At 34.7% G+C, this 26,272-nt stretch carries 18 protein-coding genes; 9 read left to right on the forward strand and 9 right to left on the reverse strand.

Features of this window, described 5'->3' with window-relative positions:
• The first annotated feature begins 596 nt into the window (after positions 1-596).
• Positions 597-1,664, forward strand: a complete 1,068-nt coding sequence (locus BLV35_RS12085) for a DUF3810 domain-containing protein (RefSeq protein ID WP_091090315.1) — start codon at positions 597-599, stop codon at positions 1,662-1,664.
• A gap of 114 nt (positions 1,665-1,778) precedes the next feature.
• Here BLV35_RS12085 and BLV35_RS12090 read toward each other — a convergent pair whose 3' ends face one another.
• Positions 1,779-2,999: a 3-oxoacyl-[acyl-carrier-protein] synthase III C-terminal domain-containing protein gene (locus BLV35_RS12090; RefSeq protein WP_091090319.1), complete on the reverse strand. Its 1,221-nt coding sequence runs from the start codon at positions 2,997-2,999 to the stop codon at positions 1,779-1,781.
• Between the two features lie 338 nt (positions 3,000-3,337).
• Positions 3,338-4,642: an NAD(P)/FAD-dependent oxidoreductase gene (locus tag BLV35_RS12095; RefSeq protein WP_091090322.1), complete on the reverse strand. Its 1,305-nt coding sequence runs from the start codon at positions 4,640-4,642 to the stop codon at positions 3,338-3,340.
• Between the two features lie 195 nt (positions 4,643-4,837).
• Here BLV35_RS12095 and BLV35_RS12100 point away from each other — a divergent pair, with 195 nt between their 5' ends.
• From BLV35_RS12100 to BLV35_RS12110, 3 genes are all read left to right on the forward strand, one after another.
• A complete protein-coding gene (locus tag BLV35_RS12100; protein ID WP_091090326.1) occupies positions 4,838-5,266 on the forward strand; it encodes a hypothetical protein in 429 nt (142 codons plus the stop codon).
• A 333-nt stretch (positions 5,267-5,599) separates the two neighbouring features.
• Positions 5,600-6,094, forward strand: a complete 495-nt coding sequence (locus tag BLV35_RS12105; protein ID WP_074723875.1) for an RNA polymerase sigma factor — start codon at positions 5,600-5,602, stop codon at positions 6,092-6,094.
• Between the two features lie 5 nt (positions 6,095-6,099).
• Positions 6,100-6,753, forward strand: a complete 654-nt coding sequence (locus tag BLV35_RS12110; RefSeq protein ID WP_091090330.1) for a hypothetical protein — start codon at positions 6,100-6,102, stop codon at positions 6,751-6,753.
• 92 nt (positions 6,754-6,845) lie between these two features.
• Here the strand turns inward: BLV35_RS12110 and BLV35_RS12115 are convergent, their stop codons facing one another.
• Both BLV35_RS12115 and BLV35_RS12120 read right to left on the reverse strand, forming a co-directional pair.
• The gene (locus tag BLV35_RS12115) at positions 6,846-7,655 is read right to left on the reverse strand and encodes a lysophospholipid acyltransferase family protein (protein ID WP_091090334.1); all 810 of its coding nucleotides are present in this window, start codon (positions 7,653-7,655) and stop codon (positions 6,846-6,848) included.
• Positions 7,656-7,773: 118 nt separating this feature from the next.
• Positions 7,774-8,427, reverse strand: a complete 654-nt coding sequence (locus tag BLV35_RS12120) for an NUDIX hydrolase (RefSeq protein WP_091090337.1) — start codon at positions 8,425-8,427, stop codon at positions 7,774-7,776.
• Positions 8,428-8,511: 84 nt separating this feature from the next.
• Here BLV35_RS12120 and BLV35_RS12125 point away from each other — a divergent pair, with 84 nt between their 5' ends.
• The gene (locus BLV35_RS12125) at positions 8,512-8,946 is read left to right on the forward strand and encodes a DUF4268 domain-containing protein (protein ID WP_091090700.1); all 435 of its coding nucleotides are present in this window, start codon (positions 8,512-8,514) and stop codon (positions 8,944-8,946) included.
• A gap of 133 nt (positions 8,947-9,079) precedes the next feature.
• Here the strand turns inward: BLV35_RS12125 and BLV35_RS12130 are convergent, their stop codons facing one another.
• The 4 genes from BLV35_RS12130 to BLV35_RS12145 all read right to left on the reverse strand — a co-directional run bounded on the left by BLV35_RS12130 (position 9,080) and on the right by BLV35_RS12145 (position 14,928).
• Positions 9,080-10,621: an acyl-CoA carboxylase subunit beta gene (locus BLV35_RS12130; RefSeq protein WP_091090339.1), complete on the reverse strand. Its 1,542-nt coding sequence runs from the start codon at positions 10,619-10,621 to the stop codon at positions 9,080-9,082.
• Between the two features lie 3 nt (positions 10,622-10,624).
• Entirely contained in the window at positions 10,625-12,067 is a 1,443-nt protein-coding gene (gene accC, locus BLV35_RS12135; RefSeq protein WP_091090343.1) for an acetyl-CoA carboxylase biotin carboxylase subunit, read from the reverse strand.
• A 4-nt stretch (positions 12,068-12,071) separates the two neighbouring features.
• Positions 12,072-12,557, reverse strand: a complete 486-nt coding sequence (locus tag BLV35_RS12140; protein ID WP_091090347.1) for an acyl-CoA carboxylase biotin carboxyl carrier protein subunit — start codon at positions 12,555-12,557, stop codon at positions 12,072-12,074.
• A 181-nt stretch (positions 12,558-12,738) separates the two neighbouring features.
• Positions 12,739-14,928, reverse strand: coding sequence for a B12-binding domain-containing radical SAM protein (locus BLV35_RS12145; RefSeq protein ID WP_091090703.1), 2,190 nt, complete (start codon positions 14,926-14,928; stop codon positions 12,739-12,741).
• A gap of 167 nt (positions 14,929-15,095) precedes the next feature.
• Here BLV35_RS12145 and BLV35_RS12150 point away from each other — a divergent pair, with 167 nt between their 5' ends.
• On the forward strand, positions 15,096-18,401 hold the full coding sequence (locus tag BLV35_RS12150; RefSeq protein ID WP_091090350.1) for an Ig-like domain-containing protein: 3,306 nt from the start codon (positions 15,096-15,098) through the stop codon (positions 18,399-18,401).
• Positions 18,402-18,443: 42 nt separating this feature from the next.
• A complete protein-coding gene (locus BLV35_RS12155) occupies positions 18,444-22,505 on the forward strand; it encodes a DUF7948 domain-containing protein (protein ID WP_091090355.1) in 4,062 nt (1,353 codons plus the stop codon).
• 4 nt (positions 22,506-22,509) lie between these two features.
• Here the strand turns inward: BLV35_RS12155 and BLV35_RS12160 are convergent, their stop codons facing one another.
• Positions 22,510-23,793, reverse strand: coding sequence for an MFS transporter (locus BLV35_RS12160; RefSeq protein ID WP_091090361.1), 1,284 nt, complete (start codon positions 23,791-23,793; stop codon positions 22,510-22,512).
• A gap of 550 nt (positions 23,794-24,343) precedes the next feature.
• Between BLV35_RS12160 and BLV35_RS12165 the strand changes: the two genes are divergently transcribed.
• Together BLV35_RS12165 and BLV35_RS12170 are read left to right on the forward strand one after the other, a co-directional pair.
• A complete protein-coding gene (locus tag BLV35_RS12165) occupies positions 24,344-24,952 on the forward strand; it encodes an RNA polymerase sigma factor (protein ID WP_091090364.1) in 609 nt (202 codons plus the stop codon).
• Between the two features lie 90 nt (positions 24,953-25,042).
• Positions 25,043-26,140, forward strand: coding sequence for a FecR family protein (locus BLV35_RS12170; protein WP_091090368.1), 1,098 nt, complete (start codon positions 25,043-25,045; stop codon positions 26,138-26,140).
• Positions 26,141-26,272 lie beyond the last annotated feature (132 nt).

Genomic DNA, 26,272 nt, shown 5'->3' on the forward strand with positions numbered 1-26,272 from the left:
CCTTAAAATTAGCACAATTTTTTGGGCGTGCCACCACTATAAAAAGGGGCTTTCTTATTTTTCCGTTCACAAAGCCCCTTTCTATAGTGCTGTCAGGTGATACGCACTACTTCGGTAGTTAGCTCCTCCCCTTCACGCGATCAACTGCAAATAGATAACGTTTAAAAAAAAAAATCAGCAACCTTAGTCATTACGAGGCATTAGATAAAAAAATCACAAACTGAAGCTAGAAAAGTACACCTATAATGTGATGCCGCAGTCGTGATAGGTTCGTTCCTCGCAATGACCTGTTTTGTGGCGTTTTTTATCTTTTTCTGTCTTTTTTCACAAGGAAAACTTATATGCGCTCCTCTAGTCAAGCTGCCATCGCGAAATTTCTGCGAAATGACACGCTGTGTGGAAAATCTTTATGAATGGCTGCCCTTTCTCTGCGAAACAAAAACTTATATGACTTATATAGTAAAAAAACTTTGTGCCGCTCTGTGTTTACTTTGCGTTTCTCTGTCAAACAAAAAAGTCAACGTCTTTCTGCGAAACAAAAAGTCACTATATTTACCATTCACAAAAAAAATGCCCCGTAAATAAAATTCCGCTTCGTGAAATCAAAATACTTACTACCTCTTTTCCTTATTGTCCAAATAATTCTGCTGCAGCTTATTTCGTTTTTCCCTGAAAGTGTGGAGCGTTATTACAGTAATGGCATCTATTTAATCATATCTCAATTTTCAAGAACTGCATTGGGCAGCATTCCTTTTTCGGTAGGGGATTGTCTTTATATCCTTTTAATTTTCTTTGTTTTGAAATGGTTCTGGAACAAAAGAAAATCCTGGAAACAAAATTGGAAAGACAATAGCTTGCAGTTGCTCCGTTTTTTCTCCGTATTTTATTTTTTGTTTCATATTCTGTGGGCTTTGAATTATTATCGCGAGCCATTATTTAAAAAAATGGAAATTAAAAGAGAGTATACAAATATTGACTTGTTGGATTTTACTAAAAAATTGATTGCAAAAACAAACCAAATACAATTACAAATCACAAAATCAGATAGCTCAAAAGTAGTTTTTCCTTATTCGCAAGAACAGGTTTTTGTAATGAATTTAAATGGTTACAATAACTTATCGAAGCAACATCAGAACTTTCATTTTATAACTTTAAGTACTAAAAAATCATTGTTTAGTCTGCCCTTAACTTATATGGGATTTGGAGGATATCTAAATCCGTTTACTAACGAGGCAAATGTGAACTATTTAGGCCCCATGTATAGTTTTCCCATGACTACCAATCATGAAATGGCGCACCAAATGGGATTTGCCAACGAAACCGAATGCAATTTTATTGGTTTTCTAGCCTCTGTAAAAAACGACAATGTATACATTAAATATTCAGGTTACAGTTATGCTTTATGGTATTGTTTAGGAATTTTAGAATATAGCAACCCGGAATCATTTGACCAAATACTGAAAACCGTTCATCCTGGAATATTAAAAAACTATAAGGAAAGCACCAATTTTAGAAAGCAATATAGAACCCCTATTGAAACTGGTTTTCATCTGTTTTATGATCAATTCCTGAAATTGAATCAGCAAAAAGACGGTATAGAGAGTTACAGTAAGTTTGTGAATTTGATGGTGAATTATTACGGCAAAAAAAATAATGAGTTATAAAAACAAGCCCGGACATATTATTGCCTAACTTACTTTTTATAACTCATTACAGTCTTATCATTCTAAATTATCTAAGAAGAATACTTATTTATTAGTTTGTATTCTAGACGATACTTATATTTTTTCCAGTAGCAATCCTGTGGCGGTAAGACCGGGTCCAAATGCCATTGCAACAATTTTAGTTCCTGCTGGTATATTTGAATCGTTGACGATTTCATTAAAAATATGAGGTACCGTGGCTGACGACATATTTCCATGACGATACAATATATCATAGGACCAACTGGCTTGTTCTTTAGTTATTCCAATAGCATCTACTACATAATCAATAATTTTAGGTCCACCTGGATGTATAGCGAAATGCATTTTGGATTTTTCTGCTTCAAGATCAACACCTACTTTAGCACAAAGTGTCGATAGAAAACCCTTGATGTTTTTACGGATAAAAACAGGAACTCTCTTAGAAAGGGTCATTAAAAAATTGTACTCGCCTATTTCCCAAGACATGTCCTCCAATGAATCTGGAATGATAACTTCATGTGAAGCTAAGATTCGTAAACCTTTTTTCTCTAATATCGTCTCATCGTTCATGAAAGAATCTTCTTCGTACAAAGAATACCCAATAAAGCCATCAGCAAAAAGAGAACAAATCATCGTATTAGCTATAGAAAATTCAGTTAAATTTAAATGCGCTGAAAGCAACTCGGTATGAACCACATCAGCTCTTCCATTAGTTGTACTACCACTTATGAGGCTACTCGCCGTACGAATAGCTGGAAAAGCACCGTAACACCCCATTTGGTAAGAATGTGTAACCTGGGTCGTTTCCCATTCTCTACTTATTGCGGCCTGTTGTGCTACACTCGGAGATGAGTATCCCGAACAAGTCACGTGAACTAAGTTTTCAGGAGCTTTATCAATATCTGAATAAAACTCGTCAAAAACATACCCCATTTTGTTTTTGAACCATTCCATTCGAACTCCAATTTTGGGTCCAAATGTATCTCCTGTCTTTGTCGCCAAATTTGAAGGAAAGTCATAGTCTATAGGTGAAGTTGCGGCCATTTTATTTTCAAGAAAATCTTCCACCTCTTCAAAAATTAGAATTTGCCTTTTATTGATGTTTTCAGAAGAAACTGAATACTTATCAACCTGATTTGAAATCTCCTCAAAACTACTCGGTACAATTTTCACTTTATCAATTAAAGTTTCACATGATTTCCCTAGATGTTGAAAATGATGGTATAGAAACTTGGTGTATTGATTAAGCTTTTCTTGATCGATTAATTTTCCCACAAGAACGGGTTTGAAATTGGAAATAATAATGCTTTTCATTAATTTTAGGACTTGGTTTAAAAGTCTAAATTAATTTAAAACTGTTTAAAAAAACAGCTTGCCAAAACGTAATAAACATTTAAAAACATAAAGAGCTCATTTTCAATGAGTTACTAATATTAAAAATAAGTTAAATTACTGTTAATCAATACATTGTAAGAATGGTATCACAGGTCAATATACGCTGATTATCAGCCTCGTAAGAATGATATTACAGCCTTTAGCAAATCCGTTTTTTTCAAGAATCATCTCCTAGGTCCAAATTATTTTCCAAGTATTTAAGTAAATAAATTAGAATAACTCTGTCCTTTATAAAATATCGATAACTCCTACTATAATCAAACCTCATCACTAGTAAAAGCAGTGAAGCTTTTCTTTTTGTAGGGCCTGATAATCAGACGGCCTTCACGGTCAAAACGAATATAATTATAAACCCAGTTTAAGAAAACCACGGCTTTATTTTTGAATCCTATTAGCGAGAATAAATGCACAAACATCCAAACAAACCAAGCAAAAACACCGCTGAAATGGTAATTAGGTAAATCTACTACAGCTTTATTGCGACCTATAGTTGCCATCGATCCCTTATCATTGTATTCGAATGGTTCCATGGCTTTATTTTGAATTAAATTCACAATATTTTCCCCCAGTAGTTTTCCTTGTTGCAAAGCAGGTTGAGCCATCATAGGATGTCCTTGCGGATACTCCTCTGTTTCCATAGAAGCAATATCTCCTACAGCAAAAATGTCATCATAACCTTTTACTTGGCTGAACTGATTGACGCGGATGCGTTCTACTCTTTCCACTAAAGAATTAGCATCAAGCCCCGCTACTACAGCTCCTTGAACTCCCGCAGTCCATATTACAGTGGCTGTATCAAAAGCCAAATCAGAATTAGTAGTTATGGTACGACCATCATAATTAGTCACCCGAACATTTTTCCAAATCTTAACCCCCAGTTCGACCAAGAATTTTTCGGCGGCCATTGATGACTTTTCGGTCATGGTATTAAGAATCCTATCGCCGCTCTGAATTAGGTTAATTTCCATTTTGGCAATGTCTAAATCGGGATAATCCTTTTGTAGAATTGCTTTTTTCATTTCGGCAAGAGCACCAGCTAACTCTACTCCCGTGGGGCCTCCACCTACAAGTACAAAATTGATTAAACTATTCTTTTCGGCAACGTCAGTCGTTAAAACTGCTTGCTCAAAGTTCTCTAGAATAAGGCTTCTGATGTTTAAGGATTGCGGTATGGTTTTCATCGCCATACTGTATCGTTTAATGTCTTTATTACCAAAATAATTGGTTTTTGACCCTGTAGCAATAACAAGATAATCATAGCTTAATTCTCCAATTTCGGTAATGATTTTTTTATTCTTAGTATCGATTTCCTGCACATTTGTTAGTCGGAAATAACAATCATCATATTCCTGAATAACCTTACGGATGGGATAGGCAATAGAACCTGCCTCAAGACCTCCAGTTGCCACCTGATATAATAGTGGCTGAAAAGTGTGGTAATTATGCTTGTCTAAAAGAACTACTTGTACTTTTTGATTCTTTAGTTCTTTGGCTAGAGCGATTCCTGCAAAACCACCACCAATAATTACGATTCTCGGCAAATTTGAATTAGGGATATTCATGTTTGTATCTACTGTTATATAAAAACAAAGTTAAGGAAGATTTGAGAAATGGATCATATTAAAATTTATAAATATAATTCACGAAAATAAAAGCGTCTGAAATGTAGTACTAAAAAAAATAAAGTCCAAATTATTGCTTGTACTATTTATATTACTATTTTCGTGTTCCATATTAATTATTTAACAAACAAATTCATGAAAAAAAGATTTACAGTTATCGCCTTGTCACTATCTATGCTTATTTTTTTAAATAGCTGTGGCGTTATGTTTGGCGGAAGCCGTTACGAAGGAACAATCGTTGCTAAAGATCATCCAAATGCCCAAATCTATGTTGACGGTCAAAAAATGGGTAACGGTCAAGTGACTGGTTTATTTCCTAGAAATAAAGCATTAAACGTAGAAATGAAAGAGGATGGTTGTGATACAAAAACACAAACATTTAATAATGCTTTCAGAACCGGTAACTTCATTTTATCTGTGATTTCATGGGGTTTACTAGGAATTGGAGTTGATTTAGGCACTGGTGCTTCTTACAAGCCAGACCACAAAAACAATCCTGCTATTCAAAAAGTGAGTGATAAAAAATACACTTTTAATGTAGATTATTCAGACTGCAACAAATAGTCAACAAAACATACAATCTAAAGCCCTTTATGAAATTTCATAAAGGGCTTTTTTATGATTAGTTCTATACCACGATTGGAGTACTTACACCTCCTCAATTATAGCATGTCTTCATTTTGCCTTATTACTTCCTTAATACATTTGAGAAAAAATGTCATTCTGAAAAATAAAAATACTTAAATAGCCCCGATGGAAATGGAAATCCTCCCGATTTGTTTTTTCGGGAGATTGTAATGTACAGCGGGACAAGGCGCAAATGTTAAAGTAAATGGTTGTGCTCCTAAAAATTGTATTACTTTGTAACAAAATTGACATGAAGTACACTAATGAATTATGAGTGAAAATCTAGAACATTCTTTTGTAACGCAATTGAAGGAAAATCAGAATATAATCCACAAAATTTGTAGGCTATATACTGATTGTGAAGATTCTCATAAAGACTTATTTCAAGAAGTGACGATTCAATTATGGAAAGCATTTCCAAAATTTAGAGGCGACAGCAAATTTTCTACTTGGGCCTATCGTGTAGCGCTGAATACGGCAATCACATTATACAGAAAAAACAAACGATCACTATCTACCGTTGAATACGAGGGACGTCAGCACTTTATTAAGGACGTCGAGTATAATTATGAGGAAGAGGAGCAAATCAAGCTTATGTACAAGGCTGTATATCAATTAAACGACATTGAAAAAGCGTTGGTTTTTATGTACCTTGAGGATAAGGATTACCGCGAGATAGCGGAAACTTTAGGGATTAGTGAAGTAAATGCCAGGGTGAAAATGAATAGAATAAAGGGAAAACTAAAAAAAATATTAAATCCTTAAGGAATATGAAAGAGCTGGATTTATTAAAAAAAGACTGGCAAAAGAACAACGATTCTTTTGAGCAGATATCAGAAAAAGAAATTTACAAGATGATTCATAAACAATCTTCTTCTATTGTGAAGTGGATTTTAATCATCAGTATATTAGAATTTAGTTTAGGAATAATTTTAAATATAATATTATCATTTACAAAAGTAGAGGAAAAGAATACGGAATTTATTAAAGGCCTTGGGATTTATGGATACTATCAAGCTTTTACGATTGTACTATACGCTGTAATTATATGTTTTATCATACAATTTTATCTTATGTATAGGACGGTTGCCACTACTGACAGTACTAAGCTATTGATGAAAAATATTCTCAAAACTAGAAAGACTGTACAAAATTACATTCTTTTTAACTTAATAACTTTAGCAGCGTTTTTTATTACAATTACAACCTTTGGCCTTAAGAGCGCACTTCTACATAAAACATTAGAAAACGGAAAGCATTTAGTTGATATATCGAATACTATATATATTATTTCATTTTTAGTAATTATAGCTATTACAGCTGTGGTGATAGGAATAATATGGCTGTTTTACAGACTGCTATACGGTATTTTACTGCGAAGATTGCATGCCAATTATAAAGAACTGAAGAAGATAGACTTGTAGTAGCGGTATTTATTTTTTTCAAATAAAAAACCCAGCAATTTTAAGTAATTGCTGGGTTTTTATTTTATGTGAAAAATGGTATTTCTTAGCTATTAATATTCCCATTTACGAAGCTTATTTAATTTCTCTTGCTCTTCGACTTCTTCGACTGGAATTACTTTTAGAAAAGAGGAATGTTGCTCGATTGCGTATTCTACTTTTTCCACGATATCATCAATGGAATCATTGTCATAGTCAATCTCAAGAGGCTCTTTAATAATGAAGGATTGTAAAATCCCCTTCTTTTTCATGCGCAAACCTTTTTTATCAAATGAACGGCGAAAACCGTCGATAACAATAGGAATTACGATAGGACGGTGCTCTTTAATTATATGTGCTGTTCCCTTACGAACAGGCTTGAAAGATTTAGTCGTTCCCTGCGGAAAAGTGATCACCCAACCATCTTTAAGCGCAATTTTAATGTTCTCCGTATCATTAGGGTTGACATCTTTTTTATCAGTAACATCCTTACCTTTTGCACGCCAAGTTCGTTCAACCGTAATTGCACCAGCATACGCCATTATCCTGGGCAACAAACCAGCTTGCATCGTTTCTTTGGCAGCCACATAATAGATGTTCAACTTGGGATTCCATAAGTACAATACATTTTTTATATTGTTCTCTCTCCCCTTTAAGCTGGCATTAAATACATGAAACATCGCTACGACATCAGCAAAATACGTTTGATGATTAGATATGAACAGCACGTTAGTGTCTGGTAAGTTTCTAATAATCTCTGAGCCTTCAATCTGCAATTCATTGAAACCTCTATAACGCCTATGGGTAACCCCCCCGAAAGCTCGAATCAACCATCTCTTCACAAAAAGGATGTGACCAAAAGGATTTCTCTTAAATAACCCCATATAATTGTGTGTTTATCTTGTAAATTTGGATTACAAACTTACGAAATTATTTTTTGTACTCTATTTTCATCCCTATATGACGGGCACAGACATCAACCTTGATTGGTCGTCGCTTATCCTAACATTTTTCAGCCTCCAAAACCGACTTCAATACATCTTTTAACTCACTAAGCATCATTGCCGTAGCACCCCAAACAACATGACCTTCAATATCGAAAGCAGGAACACTTATGTTTTCGGCATAAGAAGTAGTCAGTTTTGCCTCAATGATTATTTTGTCACTTAGAAAAACAGATAACGGCAATTCAATGATACTAGAAACTTCAGTTGGATCTAGTACAAAACAAACTTCCTCTTTACAAATTCCTAAATAAGGATAGACCATAAAGTTACTTGGAGGAATATAGGTAGGCGTAAATAACTTAATAATTTCCATTTGACTAGGTCGTATTCCTACCTCTTCATGCGTTTCCCGTAATGCGGTTACAGAAAAATCTTCATCTTCTGTTTCCCACTTCCCTCCTGGAAATGCTATTTGTCCAGAATGAACACCTTCATAGGCATTCCGAACAATTAAAACTAAATGCGTCATCCCATTCTTTGGGTAAAACAACATCATAACAGCAGCCATTCTTGGGTCTTTATTACCGCTAAATGCATTTTTCAAGCTTTCCATTCTTTCAAATGGAGCCATTTTAAGATGCGCCTCCATCGCCGGAAGTTTCGCTTGAGCGAAATGAGGAACATATTCTAAAAAATGTTGAAAATCCATAATCAAAGTCTATTTTTGCATATTAAAGTAAATATACTCTAGAAAATTAAAGTGCGCAAATTTTCTAATAATCAAACAATCAAAATGTATAGCAAAGAAGAAACTCAAAAATTAAAGAGAGAGTTCTGGGTCACATTCGCAGAAAAATTCCCAAGAAAATGGGTATTATATGATACCAAAATTAAAGACTTCTCTTTTAAATTTTATGTGGATAATAAAAAAGCCCAAGTTTTAATTGATATTGAGCATCGAAATAATGAAACCCGAAATGCTTATTTTGATAAGCTGGAAGCTTTAAAAAGCATATTGTCTGAAGAATTCATAGCCGATTTAGTATTCGAAAGAGACTTCATTCTCGAAAACGGAAAAACAATCAGTCGCATTTGGGTTGAAAAGCTAGGAGTAAGCGTTAGTAACAGAAACTACTGGGACGAAATATTTGCTTTTTATAACGAAAAAATGACTGCTTTAGAACTTTTCTATTCTGAATACGATGATTTCATAAAAGACATAGCATAGTTGGAAATGGCTGGTTTTATTAGTTTTTTTTGGTTTCGACACCACTTATACTATATTCTTATAACTAAAAAAGCGATTGTTAAATAGATTTTCCTCTATTCAACAATCGCTTTTCTAATATACATATATAAAACTACAACGGAATATTCCCGTGTTTTCTATTAGGAGTAACGCTTACTTTATTTTCGAGCATACTGAATGCTTTCAATAACTTTCGTCTCGTATCTTGTGGTAGAATAACCTCATCTACAAAACCTCTTTGCGCTGCTGTATAAGGATTTGCAAATAAGTTGGCGTATTCAGCTTCCTTTTCTAAAAGTTTAGCTGCAGGATCTGCTGCTTCATTGATTTCTTTTTTAAAGATAATTTCCGATGCTCCTTTTGCACCCATTACTGCAATTTCAGCAGTTGGCCATGCATAATTCATGTCGGCACCAATGTGTTTCGAGTTCATCACATCATAAGCACCACCATAAGCTTTACGGGTAATAACAGTAATTCTTGGTACGGTAGCTTCGCTTAATGCATAAAGCAATTTAGCTCCATGTACGATAATTCCGTGCCACTCTTGATCTGTTCCCGGTAAGAAACCTGGTACATCTACCAAAACCAACAAAGGAATATTAAAACAATCGCAAAAACGGGTAAATCGAGCTGCTTTGATCGAACTATTTACATCTAAAACTCCGGCTAAATACAACGGCTGATTGGCCACAATACCAATGCTTCTTCCGCCTAATCTAGCAAAACCTACAATAATATTTTCGGCATAGTTTTTATGAACTTCGAAGAAAGAATCTTCATCGATAATCCCAGCAATAACATTATGCATGTCATACGGCTTGTTTGGATTATCAGGAATAATCGTTGCCAATTGCTCGCGCACCTCATCGTTTAGTTCATAAGGTAACTTTGCAGTCGTCTCTTTATTACTTTGCGGTAAATAACTCAACAATTTTTTTAGATCTTCCAGACATTCTACATCATTTGCAGAAGTACAATGTGCCACACCAGACTTAGTAGAATGTGTACTTGCTCCTCCTAGTTCCTCAGACGTTACGGTTTCATTCGTAACCGTTTTTACAACATTAGGCCCAGTCACAAACATATAACTTGTATCTTCTACCATCATGGTAAAATCAGTCATAGCAGGAGAATAAACCGCTCCACCGGCGCAGGGTCCCATAATAGCAGATATTTGCGGAATTACTCCACTTGCTTGTACATTTCTATAAAAAATATCGGCATATCCACCCAAAGAACGAACTCCTTCTTGAATACGAGCACCTCCAGAATCGTTTAATCCGATCATAGGCGCACCCATTTTGACTGCCATATCCATCACTTTACAGATTTTTTCAGCATGTGTTTCAGACAGCGCTCCACCAAAAACAGTGAAATCCTGAGCAAAAACATAGACTAATCTGCCGTTGATGGTTCCGTAACCCGTGATCACTCCATCCCCGTAATATTGTTCTTTCTCCATTCCGAAATCAGTGGTACGATGTGTTACCAATATTCCAATTTCTTCAAAAGAACCTTCATCCATCAAATAGTTAACACGCTCTCTGGCGGTTAGTTTCTTTTTTTGGTGTTGTTTTGCAATTCTGTTTTTACCTCCACCCAAATGGGCTTGAGCAATTTTATCGTTTAATTCTTTTATCTTAGACTCCATAATTTATTGATTTGGTAATCGTACTATTTTTTGATCTTCAAAATATTGTTTCAAAGCGATCATAGCGGCAATCTGCGCTTCTTGTGCCAATTGGTTTTTCAACAAGTCTGCACTGTAATATTTTTTCACGAAATGCGTGTCAAAATTCCCAGAACGGAAAGCTTCATGTTCACATACAAATTTCCCGAAAGGCAAAGTAGTTTGTACTCCTTCGACCAAATATCCATCAATTGCTTTGATCATAAGCTGGATAGCCTCTTCACGAGTGTCACCATACGTAATCAGCTTGGCAAGCATCGGGTCATAATATATGGGAATATCCATTCCTTGCTCAAAACCGTTATCAACGCGAATTCCGTCTCCAACAGGCAATTGGTACACCTCTAAATGTCCAACACTTGGAAGAAAATCATTCATAGGATCTTCGGCATATACACGCAATTCTAATGCGTGACCTTTAATCACTAAGTCTTCCTGCTTAATCATTAAAGCTTCTCCACGAGCCACTTTAATTTGCATTTCAACTAAATCAGTACCCGTAATCAACTCGGTTACGGGATGCTCTACTTGCAAACGCGTATTCATTTCAAGAAAGTAGAAATTATTGTTTTCATCCAATAAAAATTCCACAGTTCCAGCTCCTAGATAATCACAAGATTTAGCCACCATAACGGCCGCTTCGCCCATTTCTTTACGCAATTCCGGCGTTAAAACTGAAGAAGGAGCTTCTTCGACTACTTTTTGATGGCGACGCTGAATACTACATTCTCTTTCGAATAAATAAAGAATATTCCCATGACTATCAGCCATGATTTGTATTTCGATATGACGAGGAGAAGCAACGTATTTTTCTATAAAAACAGAACCATCACCGAAAGCATTTATAGCCTCGCTAATCGCTCTTTTCATTTGGGATTCAAATTCTTCTTCATTCTCAACCACACGCATTCCTTTTCCACCACCACCGGCAGAAGCTTTAATCAAAATAGGGAAACCTATTTCTCGGGCAACTCCTTTTGCCTTATCAATATCGGTAATTGCTTCGTCTAAACCGGGAACCATTGGAATATTATAGGCTTTAACTGCTTCTTTGGCAGCCAACTTACTTCCCATTATATGTATGGCTTTCGATTTTGGCCCAATAAAAATGATGTTATTTTTTTCGGCTTTTTCAGCAAAATCAGCATTTTCACTTAAAAACCCATATCCTGGATGAATGGCATCCACGCCCAAAGATTTTGCAACTTCTATAATTTTATCTCCTAATAAATAAGACTGATTTGAAGGTGATTCTCCAATCCAAACGGCTTCATCAGCAAATTTAACATGTGGTGCATTTCTATCGACTGTTGAATAAACAGCCACTGTTTTAATACCCATTTTCTGGGCGGTCTTCATTACTCTAATGGCAATTTCTCCTCTATTAGCAACTAATATCTTTTTCATACGCTTATTCAAATTCAATTAATAACTGCCCTTTATCCACAGCATCTCCCAATGCTATAGATATCGATTTGATAATTCCGTCGCGTGGAGAAAGAAAACTGTTTTCCATTTTCATGGCTTCTAGAATTAACAGACTGTCATTTTCTTTTACCGTTTGTCCTACTACCACACTAATTTCTAAAATCAATCCCGGCATAGGTGCTTTGATCGCATTGACCTGCTTGGTCAATCCTACCTCAAATCCCAGTTCGTGGATAAGCTGATCTAAATCATTGGAAATAGCAACAGTATAACTATTGTTATTTACTTTGACGGTATAGGTTTTATGATTGAAATCAGCCGAGAGAATCTCCGCTTTGTAGGGCTTATTTTCGTGTAATACATGGAACGTTTTAACATCCATATTTACAGCGTCAAGCCGTGAAACTTGTTCCTTATCAAAATCGAATTGAAAAGAATCATTTACTTTTACTTTATAGCTATCACTCATTAATGCAATTTTTATGGTCGTAAAAATAAGTAAAAGAAAACGTTTTCGTAAGATAAAAAGATAGATTTATGCTAAAAAGATATAGTTATGCGCTTATATTTTGAAAATATAAATTTGACTCTTCCCTTTAACTTTTCGAATTATATAAAAAACTCTTTTACGAAAAAAGTTAGTATAGTAGTTAAAGAACCAACAATCCAAACTCCCTTAGAGTGTTAATTGGTTTTGAGTACCAAAACAGTTCAAAGTCCTCTAATTGAGTTTCAAAATCAGCTTTAACTTCCTGAAATGAATAGGTCTTAGCGTTTGAAACAGTAATTTTCAACAACATTTCCACAAGCCATTCTCCTTCTTGCTTATTCGTTTGTATGCTAAAACTTTCTTTTTTATCGTGAAAAGTCAGTGTCATCATTTCCCATGAATTTCCTTTTTTGGATTTGGTAAAATGATCAACAGAAGGTTTCCCTCCCAACCAAACAATTTTGGCTGTGGATTTAATTTTAAAATCTTCTGGCACTTCTAAAGCATTAAAAATATAGTCTTCCGGAATTTTAGTCTTCGGAATTTTAAATTCAAACCAATCTTGCAACTCATAGTCAAAACAGATTCCGTGCATGAAATTGAACAATGATTTTTTTAGTCCAAAACTAAACTTGTCATGATCTATTCCTGTCGAGTCAATATAGTTAATATCATTATTGGCAAAAGTTCCAATGACTTCAGTTTCTTTTACAACGCCAAATTTCTCTGGATACAATCCCACGGGACTGTGCGCCGTCATGGCAAACTGATGCCAAAATCCCGACTGCAATACTCCTGCTTCAAACAATTGGCGCACCATTTCAAGACTGTCTATCGTTTCTTGAACCGTTTGCGTTGGATAGCCGTACATCAAATAAGAATGCACCATAATCCCTGCTTCGGTAAAATTTCTAGTTACTTTGGCTACTTGTTCCACTGTGACCCCCTTGTCTATCAATTTCAACAAACGATCTGAGGCTACTTCGAGACCGCCAGAAACGGCAATACAGCCGGAAGCTTTTAACAGCAGGCATAAGTCTCTAGAAAAACTTTTTTCGAATCGAATGTTAGTCCACCAAGTCACTGATAATTTTCTTCGAAGTATTTCGAGTGCTAATGCCCGCATCAGTGCCGGAGGTGCCGCTTCATCGACATAATGAAACCCATTTTCACCGGTTTGCTCCATCATCTGCTCCATGCGATCACAAAGTAAACTGGCTGCAACCGGTTCATAAATTTTGATGTAATCTAAGGAGATGTCACAAAAAGTACATTTCCCCCAATAGCATCCGTGCGCCATGGTGAGTTTATTCCAGCGACCGTCAGACCACATACGATGCATTGGGTTTACGATTTCAATAACCGAAATGTATTTATCCAAAGGCAAATCAGAATAATCTGGTGTGCCTACTTGCGCTTGCTTGTAATCTGGTTTTGCCGAATTATTTTTATAAATGACTTTCCCGTCTTCTAGAAGAAACGTTCTTTTGAAAGAGTTGTGAGCTGGGTTTTCGACGTTGGCTATTAATTCTTCAACAGGTGCTTCACCGTCATCTAAAGTAATAAAATCGAAAAACTCAAAAACACGTTCATCTGAAAGAGAACGTAATTCGGTATTAGGGAAACCGCCTCCCATGGTGACTTTAATTTCAGGATGATAGTTTTTAATCCATTGCGCTGATCTAAAAGCACTGTATAAATTCCCCGGAAATGGAACAGAAATTAAGAAAATCGTAGGTTGGATTGTCTCAATTTTTTCTTTCAGAATCGAAAGGAGTACCTCATCGATATAAGTTGTTTTTTGTTGTAAAGCTTCGTACAATTCATCGAAAGAATTAGCACTTCGCCCTAAACGCTCTGCATATCGGCTGAAGCCAAAATTAGCATCCACACATTCCACAATAAAATCAGAAATATCTTCGAGATATAAGGTAGCCAAATGCTTTGCTTTGTCCTGCGTTCCCATACTTCCAAAAGCCCAATCAAGTTCCTCTAGTTGCGCAAAACGGGAAGCTTCAGGCAGATAATCTTCTTGACAGATTTGGAGTGCCAAAGTTGGATTTTTCCCTTGTAGAAAACGGATTACCGCATCAATCGTTTTGATGTATTCCTCTTGCAAAGCAAAAATTCTTTTGGAATTATCTGAAATAGCATCGTCTATCGTTGCGATTTTAAATAAATCCGACAATCCAACTTTAGAAAACAATTTCAAAATCACTTCAATCCCTAAATCTGCTTGCACTGATTCCACATTAATTGTATTCAGGAACCCTTTTATATAGGCAGTTGCTGGATACGGAGTATTCAATTGGGTAAAAGGAGGCGTAATAAGAAAGAGTTTTGTTTTCAAAAGGAAATTGTTTTGTGCAAAAATAAGGGTTATTTGTTTTCTTTCCACGAAAAGATTGTCCTCAATTCGAATTACACATTTGACCTCAATAATGAAACACTTTCGAAATTTAATAATTATGAGATTTGTAGATATTTAATTACATTTACTATTATTTAAATTATTTTATGACATCTTTTTTCAATAAAAAAAGTAGCAAAGTACCATTCTTGTTTTTGATTTTACTGTATTCATTTCTAGCTAATGGGCAAGATTTTCAATGGGCAAGACAAATTGGAGATCGGGGGACTGATGAATCTACTGCTATTGAAGTTGATCAAGAAGGTAATTCGTATGTAATAGGAGAATTTGATTCAAATTCATTTGATCTAAACCCCACAACTACCGGTTCTCAAATTATTAATAATAGTTTTTCACAATATTCTCAGATAAGCGATATTTATTTAATAAAACAAAATGAAAATGGTGACTTTCTTTGGGGAAAAACATTTGGCGACATAAAACGTGATCAATATGCGTATGAAATTAAAATTGGAAATGATGGCAATATATACTTGTTTTTAAGAATTATGTATTCGATAACCAATAGTACATTTGATTCCTTCACTACTATTGTAAAGTTAGCCCCAAATGGAAATGAATTATCTAGAATAAAAATTAAAAATCCAGATGGTTTTTTCACAAATGGTTTTGACATTGATAATCAAAACAATTTTATTATTAGTGGATGGTTTACAAATTCAAAACAAATTGATTTTAATAATACTAGTGTTAATTTTCAATCGAACCAACTTGCTTCTTTCATTCTAAAACTAGACAACACTGGTAATTTTCTTTGGCAAAAAACATTTGAATATCCAAGTTTAGCTACTAGTGAAATCCACGCAAAATCTAACGGGAATATAATTGCAATCCAAAATGGTGTTGAAGAAGGTCACCTCCTAATTCGAATTTTAAACATCGATTCTCAAAATGGATCAGTCGTATGGGAAAAAAAACTAACAGACCAATCTGCAACTACTTTCCAATTAGATCGCCTTCAAAATATTGTCATTGCAGGTAAAAATATTTATCAAGGAACAGCTGATGTAGACCCTTCAAATAACACGGTTTCAGTTACCTCCCAAAACTATATATTATGGCTGAATAGTAACGGTAGTTTTTTAGATGTAAAAGAATATAACGTTAGAGAGTATCAAGATGAACTTGATATGAATAAAATACAAAGCGACGTTCATAATAATATATACGTAGTGGGGCGTTTTAGTGGAAAAATAGATGCTGACCCTTCACCAAATGAATTTTTTATTGAAAATCCCCGGGGTCGTACTCAATATGGAGATGGGTTTTTAATAAAATTTGATTCAAATAGAAATTTTGACAATGCCTTTTCACTTGAATCTGACTATAGACTTGTTATTAAAGATTTAAAAGTACAGAATGAAAACATCTATCTCATGGGTGATTTTAATTCCAACTGTGATTTAGATCCTTCAATAGAAGTTGCACCTTTTAGTTCCCTTAATGGCGGTATTGTCTTAAGCACTGATGGATTCATTGTAAAACTTGGTCCTTGCAATAGTAGTAAAGTTGTGGGCTTAACTAACCAATCTTTCTGTTCAGATTTAAATCCAACAGTAAGCTCTATCAGTCCAAACTCTAGCTCAGTACTTTGGTATGATTCAGCAATTTCGACTACACCGCTATCAAATACAACTCTTTTATCAGATAATAAGAAATATTATGCAGCACGAAAAAATGGTAACTGTCCTGAAAGCACAGAACGATTAGAAATTACAGCCCATATTTCATCAAGTCCAAAAGAGCCAATGTTATTAAGCCCTGAATTTTGTCTAAGTGAAAATGCTAAATTGTCAGAAATCAATATTTTAGGTCAAAATATAAAATGGTATACAAACTTAACAGATTTATCAAGTATTCCTATTACAACTCTACTTCAAAATGCTACAACATATTATGTATCCCAAACTGTTAATGGGTGCGAAAGTGGAAGAAGTCCGATACCGGTCATTGTCCATAATACTGCTCCCCCCACAACAACTTCTCCCCAAACTTTCTGCATCCAGCAAAACACCACTTTATCTACTATTGTTATTTCGGGACAAAACATAAAATGGTACGATGCTTTAACGAACGGGAATATTTTACCAAATACAACAGCACTTCAAAACGGCATCACCTATTACGCTTCGCAAACAATCAATAGTTGTGAAAGCAAAAGGATTCCTATTTTAATTAACATCGTAAATACCACTGTACCAATAGGTATTAGTCCGCAAACTTTTTGCAGCAGTCAAAACCCAACTCTAGCCACTATTATTATCTCTGGAACAGCTATTAGATGGTATGACAATGCCATAAATGGAAATTTTTTACCAAGCAGTACTCCACTTAAAGACGGAATTACTTATTATGCATCACAAACAGAAAACAGCTGTGAAAGCCCTAATCGTTTAGCTCTAAAAATTCAACTTATCAATACTTTACCTGCTAGTAATTATGAAGAACTACTTTGCGATGATTTAAATGACGGCAAAGAAACCGTCGATTTAACGGCATATAACTCCAACTTAATTTCCAATACCGCTGGTTATTTATTCGCTTACTACAATACACTATCGGGCGCGGAAAAAGAATCGGCAGTAAATAAAATTATAAATACTTCTAAGTTCAGTTTAAATTTAGGAGCCAATATAATTTATGTTCGCATAAATTCAAACACTCCTTGTTATGCAATTGCAGTTTTAAAACTCTCTGTCGTCGCTAAACCACTTATTCTCATTCCTGATATTGTCCCTATTTGCGAAAACAATACCATTACAATAAACGCAGGTTCAGCTACAGAATCTTTTTTGTGGTCTACAGGAGCAACTACCCCTTCAATCACAGTAGCAAACCCTGGTGAATATGCCGTAACTGTAACCAAAAACTACGGTACTATTTCCTGTTCAAGTTCGAAAAGATTTAGCGTTAAAAAATCCACTATTGCAACGATAACTTCGATTAAAACTCTCGACTGGACCGATAAAAACAACGTGATTACCGTATATGTAAGCGGTGCCGGTGATTTTGAATATTCCATTGACGGAACGCACTATCAAGACAGTAATGAATTTCAAAATCTAAATAGCGGTGCTTATACGGTTTTTGTCAGAGACAAAAACGGCTGCGGAATCGTAACCGACAAAGTATATCTACTGATGTATCCTAAATTTTTTACACCAAACGGTGATGGATACAATGATACTTGGAGCATTCATTTTTCGGATACTGAAATTGGATTAACCGTTCAACTATTTGATCGTTATGGTAAATTAATCACCGTATTGAATCAAAATCAGACTTGGGATGGCACTTTTAATGGTCTTGAACTTCCATCAACAGATTATTGGTTTATCGTAACCAGAGCAGATGGAAAAGAATACAAAGGGCATTTTACGTTAAAGCGATAGCATAGAAAATTTAATTACATTTACGATTGTCAAATTAATCGAATGAAACATACATTACTCTTCCTTTTTTTATTAATTATTGCTCCTTCATTTGCGCAATACAAAAATAAATCAGTTGGTTTTACGGAAAACAAAGGGCAGATTATTGACCAAAAGGAAAAGGCAAACCCAGCAGTAAAGTTCTTATTGAATTCGAATGGATTAAATGTACAATTAAGAAAAAATGGCTTCTCTTATGATATTTATGAAATAAAAAAAACGACTGCACTACCTTTACAAACATCAAAAAAAACAACAAATCAGAGTCCTCAAAAAGAAATAATAGAACCCGAATATAATTTTGAGTATGTATTTCATCGCGTTGACATCGATTTTTTGAATTCAAATTCAAATGTTGAATTCATTAAAGAACAAGAATCAAAAGATTTTGATAATTATTATAACATTCCAAACAAACCCGAAGGAGTCCTGGGAGTCCATAGTTTCAAACAAATAACATACAAAAACATCTACCCGAATATTGACGTAGTTTTCACTATTCCAGCTGACGCTGCAAAAACTGTCGAATACAATTTTATAGTACATCCAAAAGGAAAAATTTCCGATATCCAACTCAAATTTAATGGTGCCAAAACAGAATTAATTGATAATAAAATCCGAATGCATGTTCGTTTTGGCGAGATGGATGAAACCTTACCAGCGAGCTGGACGGAAGATAAAACTGGTAAAAAAGACATTGCCATTGGTTACAAAAAAATCAAGAACAATGTTTATGGTTTTGAGGCAGATATACAGTTTTTAAATAAAACGTTGATTATTGATCCTATTCCAGTAAGGTTATGGGGGACATATTATGGCGGAAACAATGGAGATTACTCATTAGATTTATGCAATGACAGTAATAATAATGTTTATTTTTCTGGTTATACATCAAGTACTACAAACATTGCTACTACGGGTACTTTTCCAACTCCATATTACTATACAAATGGATATATTGCAAAGTTCGATTCGAATGGAGTTAGACTTTGGGGAATTTATTACTCCACAAAACCTTCCACTATCAAAGTAGATACTAACCAAAACGTGTACTTTACTGGAGCCGCATCTGGCGAAACTAATGTTTCAACTCCAGCATCTCATCAACCGTTGCGTAGTGGTTATTATGATAATGCCTATTTGGTAAAATTAAATTCGTCTGGGGTTCGAGAGTGGGGTACTTATTACGGAGGAACAAGGTCTGATCAAGGGAGAGACATTAGTTTTGACAATCTTAACAATGTTTACTTAGTTGGCTCTGCACAAAGTTTAGAAAACATTGCAACCGATACTGCATTTCAACCTACACATGGTCCAGGCTATCTTGATAATGACGGTTTTATCGCAAAATTTAATCCTCAAGGAACCAGAATTTGGGGAACCTATTATGGCGGATCAGATGGTGATCAAATTACTTCTTCTAATATTTCAGAGGATGGTTTTTTATATATAACTGGAACTAGTAATAGTACTAATAACATTGCCACACCAAACTCTTATCAGCCCAGTTTAATAGGGTACGGGGCTGGATTAATTGCTAAATTTACGCTAGATGGAGAAAGAATTTGGGGTAGTTATTTTAATGGAGAAAGATTTGCATCCATTACTAAATCCGAATTAAAAAATAATTTTTTATACTTAATAGGCAAAACTGATTCTAAAAATAATTTGATCAGCTCTGGTACGTTTAACGAAACTTTTCAAAGATCCTCTTTTTCTTTAGGAAGTAACTTTAACAATTTTATAGTTAAATTTGATTTAAACACTCAAAGTCAAATTTGGGGCACTTATTTTGGAGAAATCATACAAGATTTGGCCGTAAATTCTAAAAATAAAATTATAATTGAAGGTTGCACTGATTTTGATAGTGGAATTGCAACTGCAGGCGCCTACTCTACAGTCCGTCAATATGGTGACGCCTATATGATCAAACTTGATGAAAATGGACAGCGAGAATGGGGGACTTATTACGGAGGAAACCTTAGTGAAGGTTATAATGGTGCCGCTGATGTTAACAATAAAATTTCAATCGATAAATTAGATAATATTTATTTGGTAGGAAATACAGAAAGTACCTCAGGTATTTCAACACCTGGTTCACATCAGGAGAACTATTCATTAAATTCGCTTGGCGGATTATACAACGTCTATCTGGCCAAGTTCCAAGATTGCCTTACCAATCCTATAGCATCTAGCAACTCCCCAATCTGCATTGGCAACGAATTAAAATTAACTGCTTCCGGCGGAACAAATTATTTATGGACTGGTCCAAACGGATTTACTTCTACCGAGCAAAACCCAATAATTCTAAATGCAGCTGCTTTAAATAGTGGTGAATATAGCTGTACTATTACCGGAACTGGTGGTTGTGACGATACCAAAAAAATTGATGTGGTCGTTGGAGATCTTGTCGCTCCAATTCCCAATCTAGCAAACTTACCTAATATTACAGGAGATTGTACAACTACAGTTAATACAATCCCAACAGCAACTGATGCCTGCGCAGGAGCAATTACAGCAACGACGACTAGTCCGCTTTCATATAACCTACCTGGAACGTATACTGTTGTTTGGAATTATAATGATGGAAACGGAAACACAGCAACACAAAGTCAAACTGTTAAAATAAACACTCAGCCCTTACCTACTGCCGTTTCTCCACAAATCTTCTGTATCCAAAAAAATGCCACTTTATCCGCTGTTGTTATTTCGGGACAAAACATAAAATGGTATGATTCTCAAACAAACGGAACTCTTTTATTAACTACCACAATTCTACAAAACAGCACCACCTATTACGCTTCGCAAACAATCAATGGTTGTGAAAGCAAAAGGGTTCCTATTTTAATTAACATTGTCAATACCGCTGCACCAACTGGCAATAGTCCGCAAACATTTTGTAGCAGTCAAAACCCTACCCTAGCTACTATTACCGTATCCGGAACAGCTATACGGTGGTACGATAACGCAACTAGTGGATTACTTTTACCAACCACGACTCCGCTACAAAATGGAATTACTTATTATGCTTCCCAAACAGAAAATGGCTGTGAAAACATTACTCGCTTAGCCGTAAAAATAGAACTGATCAATACTCTACCTGCGAGCAATTATGAAGAATTACTTTGTGACGATTTAAATGATGGTACCGAAACTGTGAATTTAAATAATTATAAATCGAATATAATTTCGAGCAATCCTACTTATACGTTATCTTATTATTCAACTAAAGCTAGTGCTGAAAACGAATTATCAGCAAATGAAATTACAAACACTTCTAGCTACAGATTAAATTTAGGAGCCAACATAATTTATGTTCGCATCAATTCGAATACGCCTTGCTATGCAGTTTCTGAATTAAAACTGACTGTCGTGGCTAAACCAATTATTCCCATTGCAGATATTGTTCCCATTTGTACAAACAATACCATTACAATAAACGCAGGTGCAACTACAGATTCTTTTTTGTGGTCAACAGGAGAAACAACTCCTTCAATCACTATAGCAAACCCTGGTGAATACGTTGTAACTGTAACTAGAAACTATGGTCCTATTTCTTGTTCCAGCTCGAAAAAATTTAGCGTAAAAAAATCTATTATTGCAACTATAACTTCGATTGAAACTCTAGATTGGACAGATAAAAATAACGTAATTAGCATATATGTAAGCGGTACCGGCGATTATGAGTATTCCATTGACGGAATGCATTACCAAAGCAATAATCAATTTCAAAATCTCTTTAGCGGAGCATACACCGTGTATGTCAGAGACAAAAATGGATGCGGAATCGTAACCGATAAAGTCTATCTACTGATGTATCCTAAATTCTTTACTCCAAACGGTGATGGATACAATGATACCTGGAGCATTCATTTTTCAGATACTGAAATTGGATTAACCGTGAAACTATTTGATCGTTATGGTAAATTAATTACCGTATTGAATCAAAATCAGACATGGGACGGCACTTTAAATGGTCATGAACTTCCATCAACAGATTATTGGTTTATCGTAACCAGAGCAGATGGAAAAGAATACAAAGGGCATTTTACGTTGAAACGATAACTCATTAAAACTTATGCTCCTCTTTACTAATCATCAATAGCGAAAATAAAGAGATACAAGCAGCTGCACTTAAATAAAAACCAACATAAGTCAAACTGTAATGTGTCGCCAGCCATATAGCAATCATAGGCGCAAATGCTGCTCCGATAATTCCTGCCATATTAAATGCTAATGAAGTCCCAGAATAACGAACGCTAGTAGGAAACAATTCTGAAAGAAAAGTACCTAATGGGCCATAGGTAAAACCCATTAAAGTCATCCCCATGCATAAAAAAAACGTTACTAGAAACGGACTTCCTGAATTTAGGAAGAAAGAAAATACAAACCCAAAAACAGCAATAGCAACTGTAGCATAGATAAGCATTTTTCTGCGCCCAATGCGATCAGCAATTAAAGCTGAAACTGGAATAAAAAGGGCGAAAAACAAGACTGAAAATAACTGCATTAATAAAAAATCTCTTTTGGAATACCCCAAATCTGATGTTGCCCAACTGAGCGTAAAAACCGTCATTAGATAGAAAACTAAGAAAGTCGTAATGGCTGCAAATGTTCCGAAAATCAACTGATTTTTATAAAATTTCAATAAAGTAAAAAAAGGAATTTTCACTTCTTCCTTTTCTATTTTTGCATTTTCAAAAGCAGGAGTTTCAGTAATTTTTAATCGGATATAAAAACCAACTACTACTAGTAAGGAACTCGCGATAAAAGGAATTCTCCATCCATAATCAAGAAAAGCTTTGGCACTCATCGTATCTGTTAAAATCAAGAAAGTTCCACCTGAAAGTAATAATCCTATAGGTGCACCCAATTGCGGAAACATACCGTACCAAGCCCGCTTGTTAGGCGGAGCATTTTCTATAGCTAGCAATACAGCTCCACCCCATTCGCCCCCCAAACCAACTCCTTGACCAAAGCGGCATAGCATCAATAATAAAGGCGCTGCAATTCCTATGCTTGCATAACTAGGCAAAAAACCAATACTGACCGTTGAAATCCCCATGGTCAACAAAGCAATTACCAAGGTCGTTTTACGTCCCACTTTATCACCATAATGACCAAATACCGCCGAGCCTAATGGCCTTGACAAAAACGCTATTGAAAAAGTAGCTAAGGATAACAAAACGGAATTGGTACTATCTGAAGAAGGGAAAAATAATTGAGGAAACACCAAGACCGCTGCATTGGCGTATATATAAAAATCAAAAAACTCAATTGTTGTTCCAATTAAACTACCAAAAAGAACATGTTTTAATGAGTTTTCTTTTTTCGGATTTGTATTATCTTTCATTTGTCTATTAAAATATTTGGATAAAATTGACGCTATTTTTTGAAAGTAACAAATATAATAAGATGTAAATACACGTTTAAACTCTAGTACAATAACTCCTAAATATTTAGACGTACTAAAATCTTAAATGAGCTCAATTCCTAAATCGTCTTGAACTAACTTAACGGTAAGTTTAGTTCATTTAGGCACTGGTCTAACATGAACATTCAGCTGGTTAAAAAGGAGTACTAATAAGCAATCCTTTTATTCGAAAACAAAAAATGATTTATAAAACACATTTCATAATGATTTTTACACATTTGATGTTGTCAAACATTTAACTCTCGATTCTCAAGTCAGTAATCTTTAATCAAAAATTAATTCTCTCCAGGATAAAATAATTAATAACTTTTGCTACTAAAAATTATTTTTAAAAGAATTAAAGCCTTCTTAAAATAGCAAAAACTCATAATTAAGATAATTTTAAAACTTTTGCTTGTTTTTCTATATTAAACTCCGTAAAATTACATAAAATTAACATTAATTTAATACCCTATAACCATAGTAAATATTGAAAATTAATTCTACATACTACCGTACAACCGATGATTCGACACTTTGGAATAATCTAAAAAAAGGTGATGAAAAAGCTTTTTCATTACTTTTTGAAAAGTATTATGAACATTTGATTCGTTATGGTAATTCATTTTCACCTCATGCTGAAAAAGTGCAAGATTGTATTCAAGATGTATTTGCGGATCTCTGGTTATATAAAAATTCTTTAAATGAAAATGCTAATGTTAAAGCATACTTATTATCAAGTGTGAGAAATCGTATCGCTAGACTTCAGGAACGCGACCATATTTTTAGAAATACAACATCTACAGATTCTATTCAATTTTTATTTGACTTCTCAATCGAACATCAATTAATCATTGACGAAAATACTGCCGATAAAGTGCAGCAACTTAATAAATATATTAATCTGTTACCATCGAGACAAAAAGAGGCATTATACCTTAGATACCACCAAGGTCTTAGCGTTGAAGAAATTGCCGATATGCTCGATGTAAATTACCAATCGGCCAATAATTTATTGCACCGTGCATTACTCAACTTACGCAAGGAGTGGAATACTACAATTCCCTTACTGGTACTGCTCTCACCTGGCATACTGTAAATTTACCTTAAATAAATTAAAAAAAAATCTTAATTTACTGAGTATACAATACTAAATCTGTCCTTTATGTATTTGTAACCTTATTTTTAGATGCAAAAACGTAACAATTATACAGAAATAGAAGATTTTTTAACTGACGAATCATTCCAGTCTTGGGTACACAATAATGCGGATCTAGAAAACTGGGAAGAATGGACTTTAGAAAATTCTATGCGCGCCAAATTAGTTGAAGAAGCCAGACTTTGGATCTTAGCGATGAAGGTTCCTGAAAATAATTTATCCTCTTCAGCATTACAAACAGCTCTAGTAGCAACTTGGAGTAAGATTGAAAAGAATGAAAACACTCAAAAGAAAGAAATTAAACTTTGGAATAATAATTGGCTAAGGTCTGTTGCGGCAGTTTTGGTTTTTGGTTTACTCGCTTCATGGACTTATAGCCATTTATTTATTCCTAATAATTCTACAGAAATTTACAATAAACTTGTTAATGATGAGGGTCTAGTTGAGCAAACAAATAATTCTAACAATCCTCAAATCATAACTTTATCTGATGGTAGTTCTGTTTTATTACAACCTGATAGCAAGTTGAGTTATCCTAAAATCTTTGTTGGAAATGAACGAAAAGTTTATCTTTCAGGAGAAGCCTTTTTCGAAATCAGTAAGAATCGAAAAAAACCATTTTTTGTCTTTGCTAATGAAATTGTAACTAAAGTAGTAGGAACAAGTTTTAGAATAAGAGCCTACGATAATCAGCCTGACATTGAAGTTCTCGTTCGTACAGGTAAAGTAAAAATACAATCTAATAAATCAATTCCGAACTCAAAGAAAGAAGAAATTGTCTTGTTACCCAATCAAGCATTACGCTTTGTTCGTAAAAATTCAACTTTTAATAAAATTACTGATATTACAAAGGACGAGTCTCTAGTTAATGCGACAAACAATATTGAACAGCTGAGTTTTGATTTCACAGACATTCCTGTATCACAAATCTTTAAAACAATTGAACAAGCTTATTTAGTTGACATAGACTTCCCAGAAAGCAAATTAAAAAATTGCCACCTAACTACGTCATTAAACGACCAACCCTTGCCTCAAAAATTAAAAATTATTTGTAAAAGTCTTGGAAACAATACCAGTTATGAAATGAATGGAAACCAAATCATCATAACCTCTGATGGTTGCAATTAATAATTAACATGCCTATGTAATAACTTATAAATAAAAAAGCGCCGAATATGCTGTAACACATTCGACGCTTAAATGAATTCAATTTGCTTTCTGTAAAAAGCAACTTGGAGTGTTCCGTAAATACCCGATTAA

The sequence above is a fragment of the Flavobacterium gillisiae genome (genome assembly GCF_900107635.1).
Taxonomy (GTDB): domain Bacteria; phylum Bacteroidota; class Bacteroidia; order Flavobacteriales; family Flavobacteriaceae; genus Flavobacterium; species Flavobacterium gillisiae.

What these genes read in the sequence shown, in the direction of transcription:
- BLV35_RS12140 (WP_091090347.1), bottom strand. Translation starts at nt 12,557, where the DNA reads ATGAGTGATAGCTATAAAGTAAAAGTAAATGATTCTTTTCAATTCGAT.
- BLV35_RS12125 (WP_091090700.1), top strand. Translation starts at nt 8,512, where the DNA reads ATGTATAGCAAAGAAGAAACTCAAAAATTAAAGAGAGAGTTCTGGGTC.
- BLV35_RS12170 (WP_091090368.1), top strand. Translation starts at nt 25,043, where the DNA reads ATGCAAAAACGTAACAATTATACAGAAATAGAAGATTTTTTAACTGAC.
- BLV35_RS12095 (WP_091090322.1), bottom strand. Translation starts at nt 4,642, where the DNA reads ATGAATATCCCTAATTCAAATTTGCCGAGAATCGTAATTATTGGTGGT.
- BLV35_RS12130 (WP_091090339.1), bottom strand. Translation starts at nt 10,621, where the DNA reads ATGGAGTCTAAGATAAAAGAATTAAACGATAAAATTGCTCAAGCCCAT.
- BLV35_RS12090 (WP_091090319.1), bottom strand. Translation starts at nt 2,999, where the DNA reads ATGAAAAGCATTATTATTTCCAATTTCAAACCCGTTCTTGTGGGAAAA.
- BLV35_RS12100 (WP_091090326.1), top strand. Translation starts at nt 4,838, where the DNA reads ATGAAAAAAAGATTTACAGTTATCGCCTTGTCACTATCTATGCTTATT.
- accC (WP_091090343.1), bottom strand. Translation starts at nt 12,067, where the DNA reads ATGAAAAAGATATTAGTTGCTAATAGAGGAGAAATTGCCATTAGAGTA.
- BLV35_RS12160 (WP_091090361.1), bottom strand. Translation starts at nt 23,793, where the DNA reads ATGAAAGATAATACAAATCCGAAAAAAGAAAACTCATTAAAACATGTT.
- BLV35_RS12150 (WP_091090350.1), top strand. Translation starts at nt 15,096, where the DNA reads ATGACATCTTTTTTCAATAAAAAAAGTAGCAAAGTACCATTCTTGTTT.
- BLV35_RS12115 (WP_091090334.1), bottom strand. Translation starts at nt 7,655, where the DNA reads ATGGGGTTATTTAAGAGAAATCCTTTTGGTCACATCCTTTTTGTGAAG.
- BLV35_RS12105 (WP_074723875.1), top strand. Translation starts at nt 5,600, where the DNA reads ATGAGTGAAAATCTAGAACATTCTTTTGTAACGCAATTGAAGGAAAAT.
- BLV35_RS12110 (WP_091090330.1), top strand. Translation starts at nt 6,100, where the DNA reads ATGAAAGAGCTGGATTTATTAAAAAAAGACTGGCAAAAGAACAACGAT.
- BLV35_RS12155 (WP_091090355.1), top strand. Translation starts at nt 18,444, where the DNA reads ATGAAACATACATTACTCTTCCTTTTTTTATTAATTATTGCTCCTTCA.
- BLV35_RS12120 (WP_091090337.1), bottom strand. Translation starts at nt 8,427, where the DNA reads ATGGATTTTCAACATTTTTTAGAATATGTTCCTCATTTCGCTCAAGCG.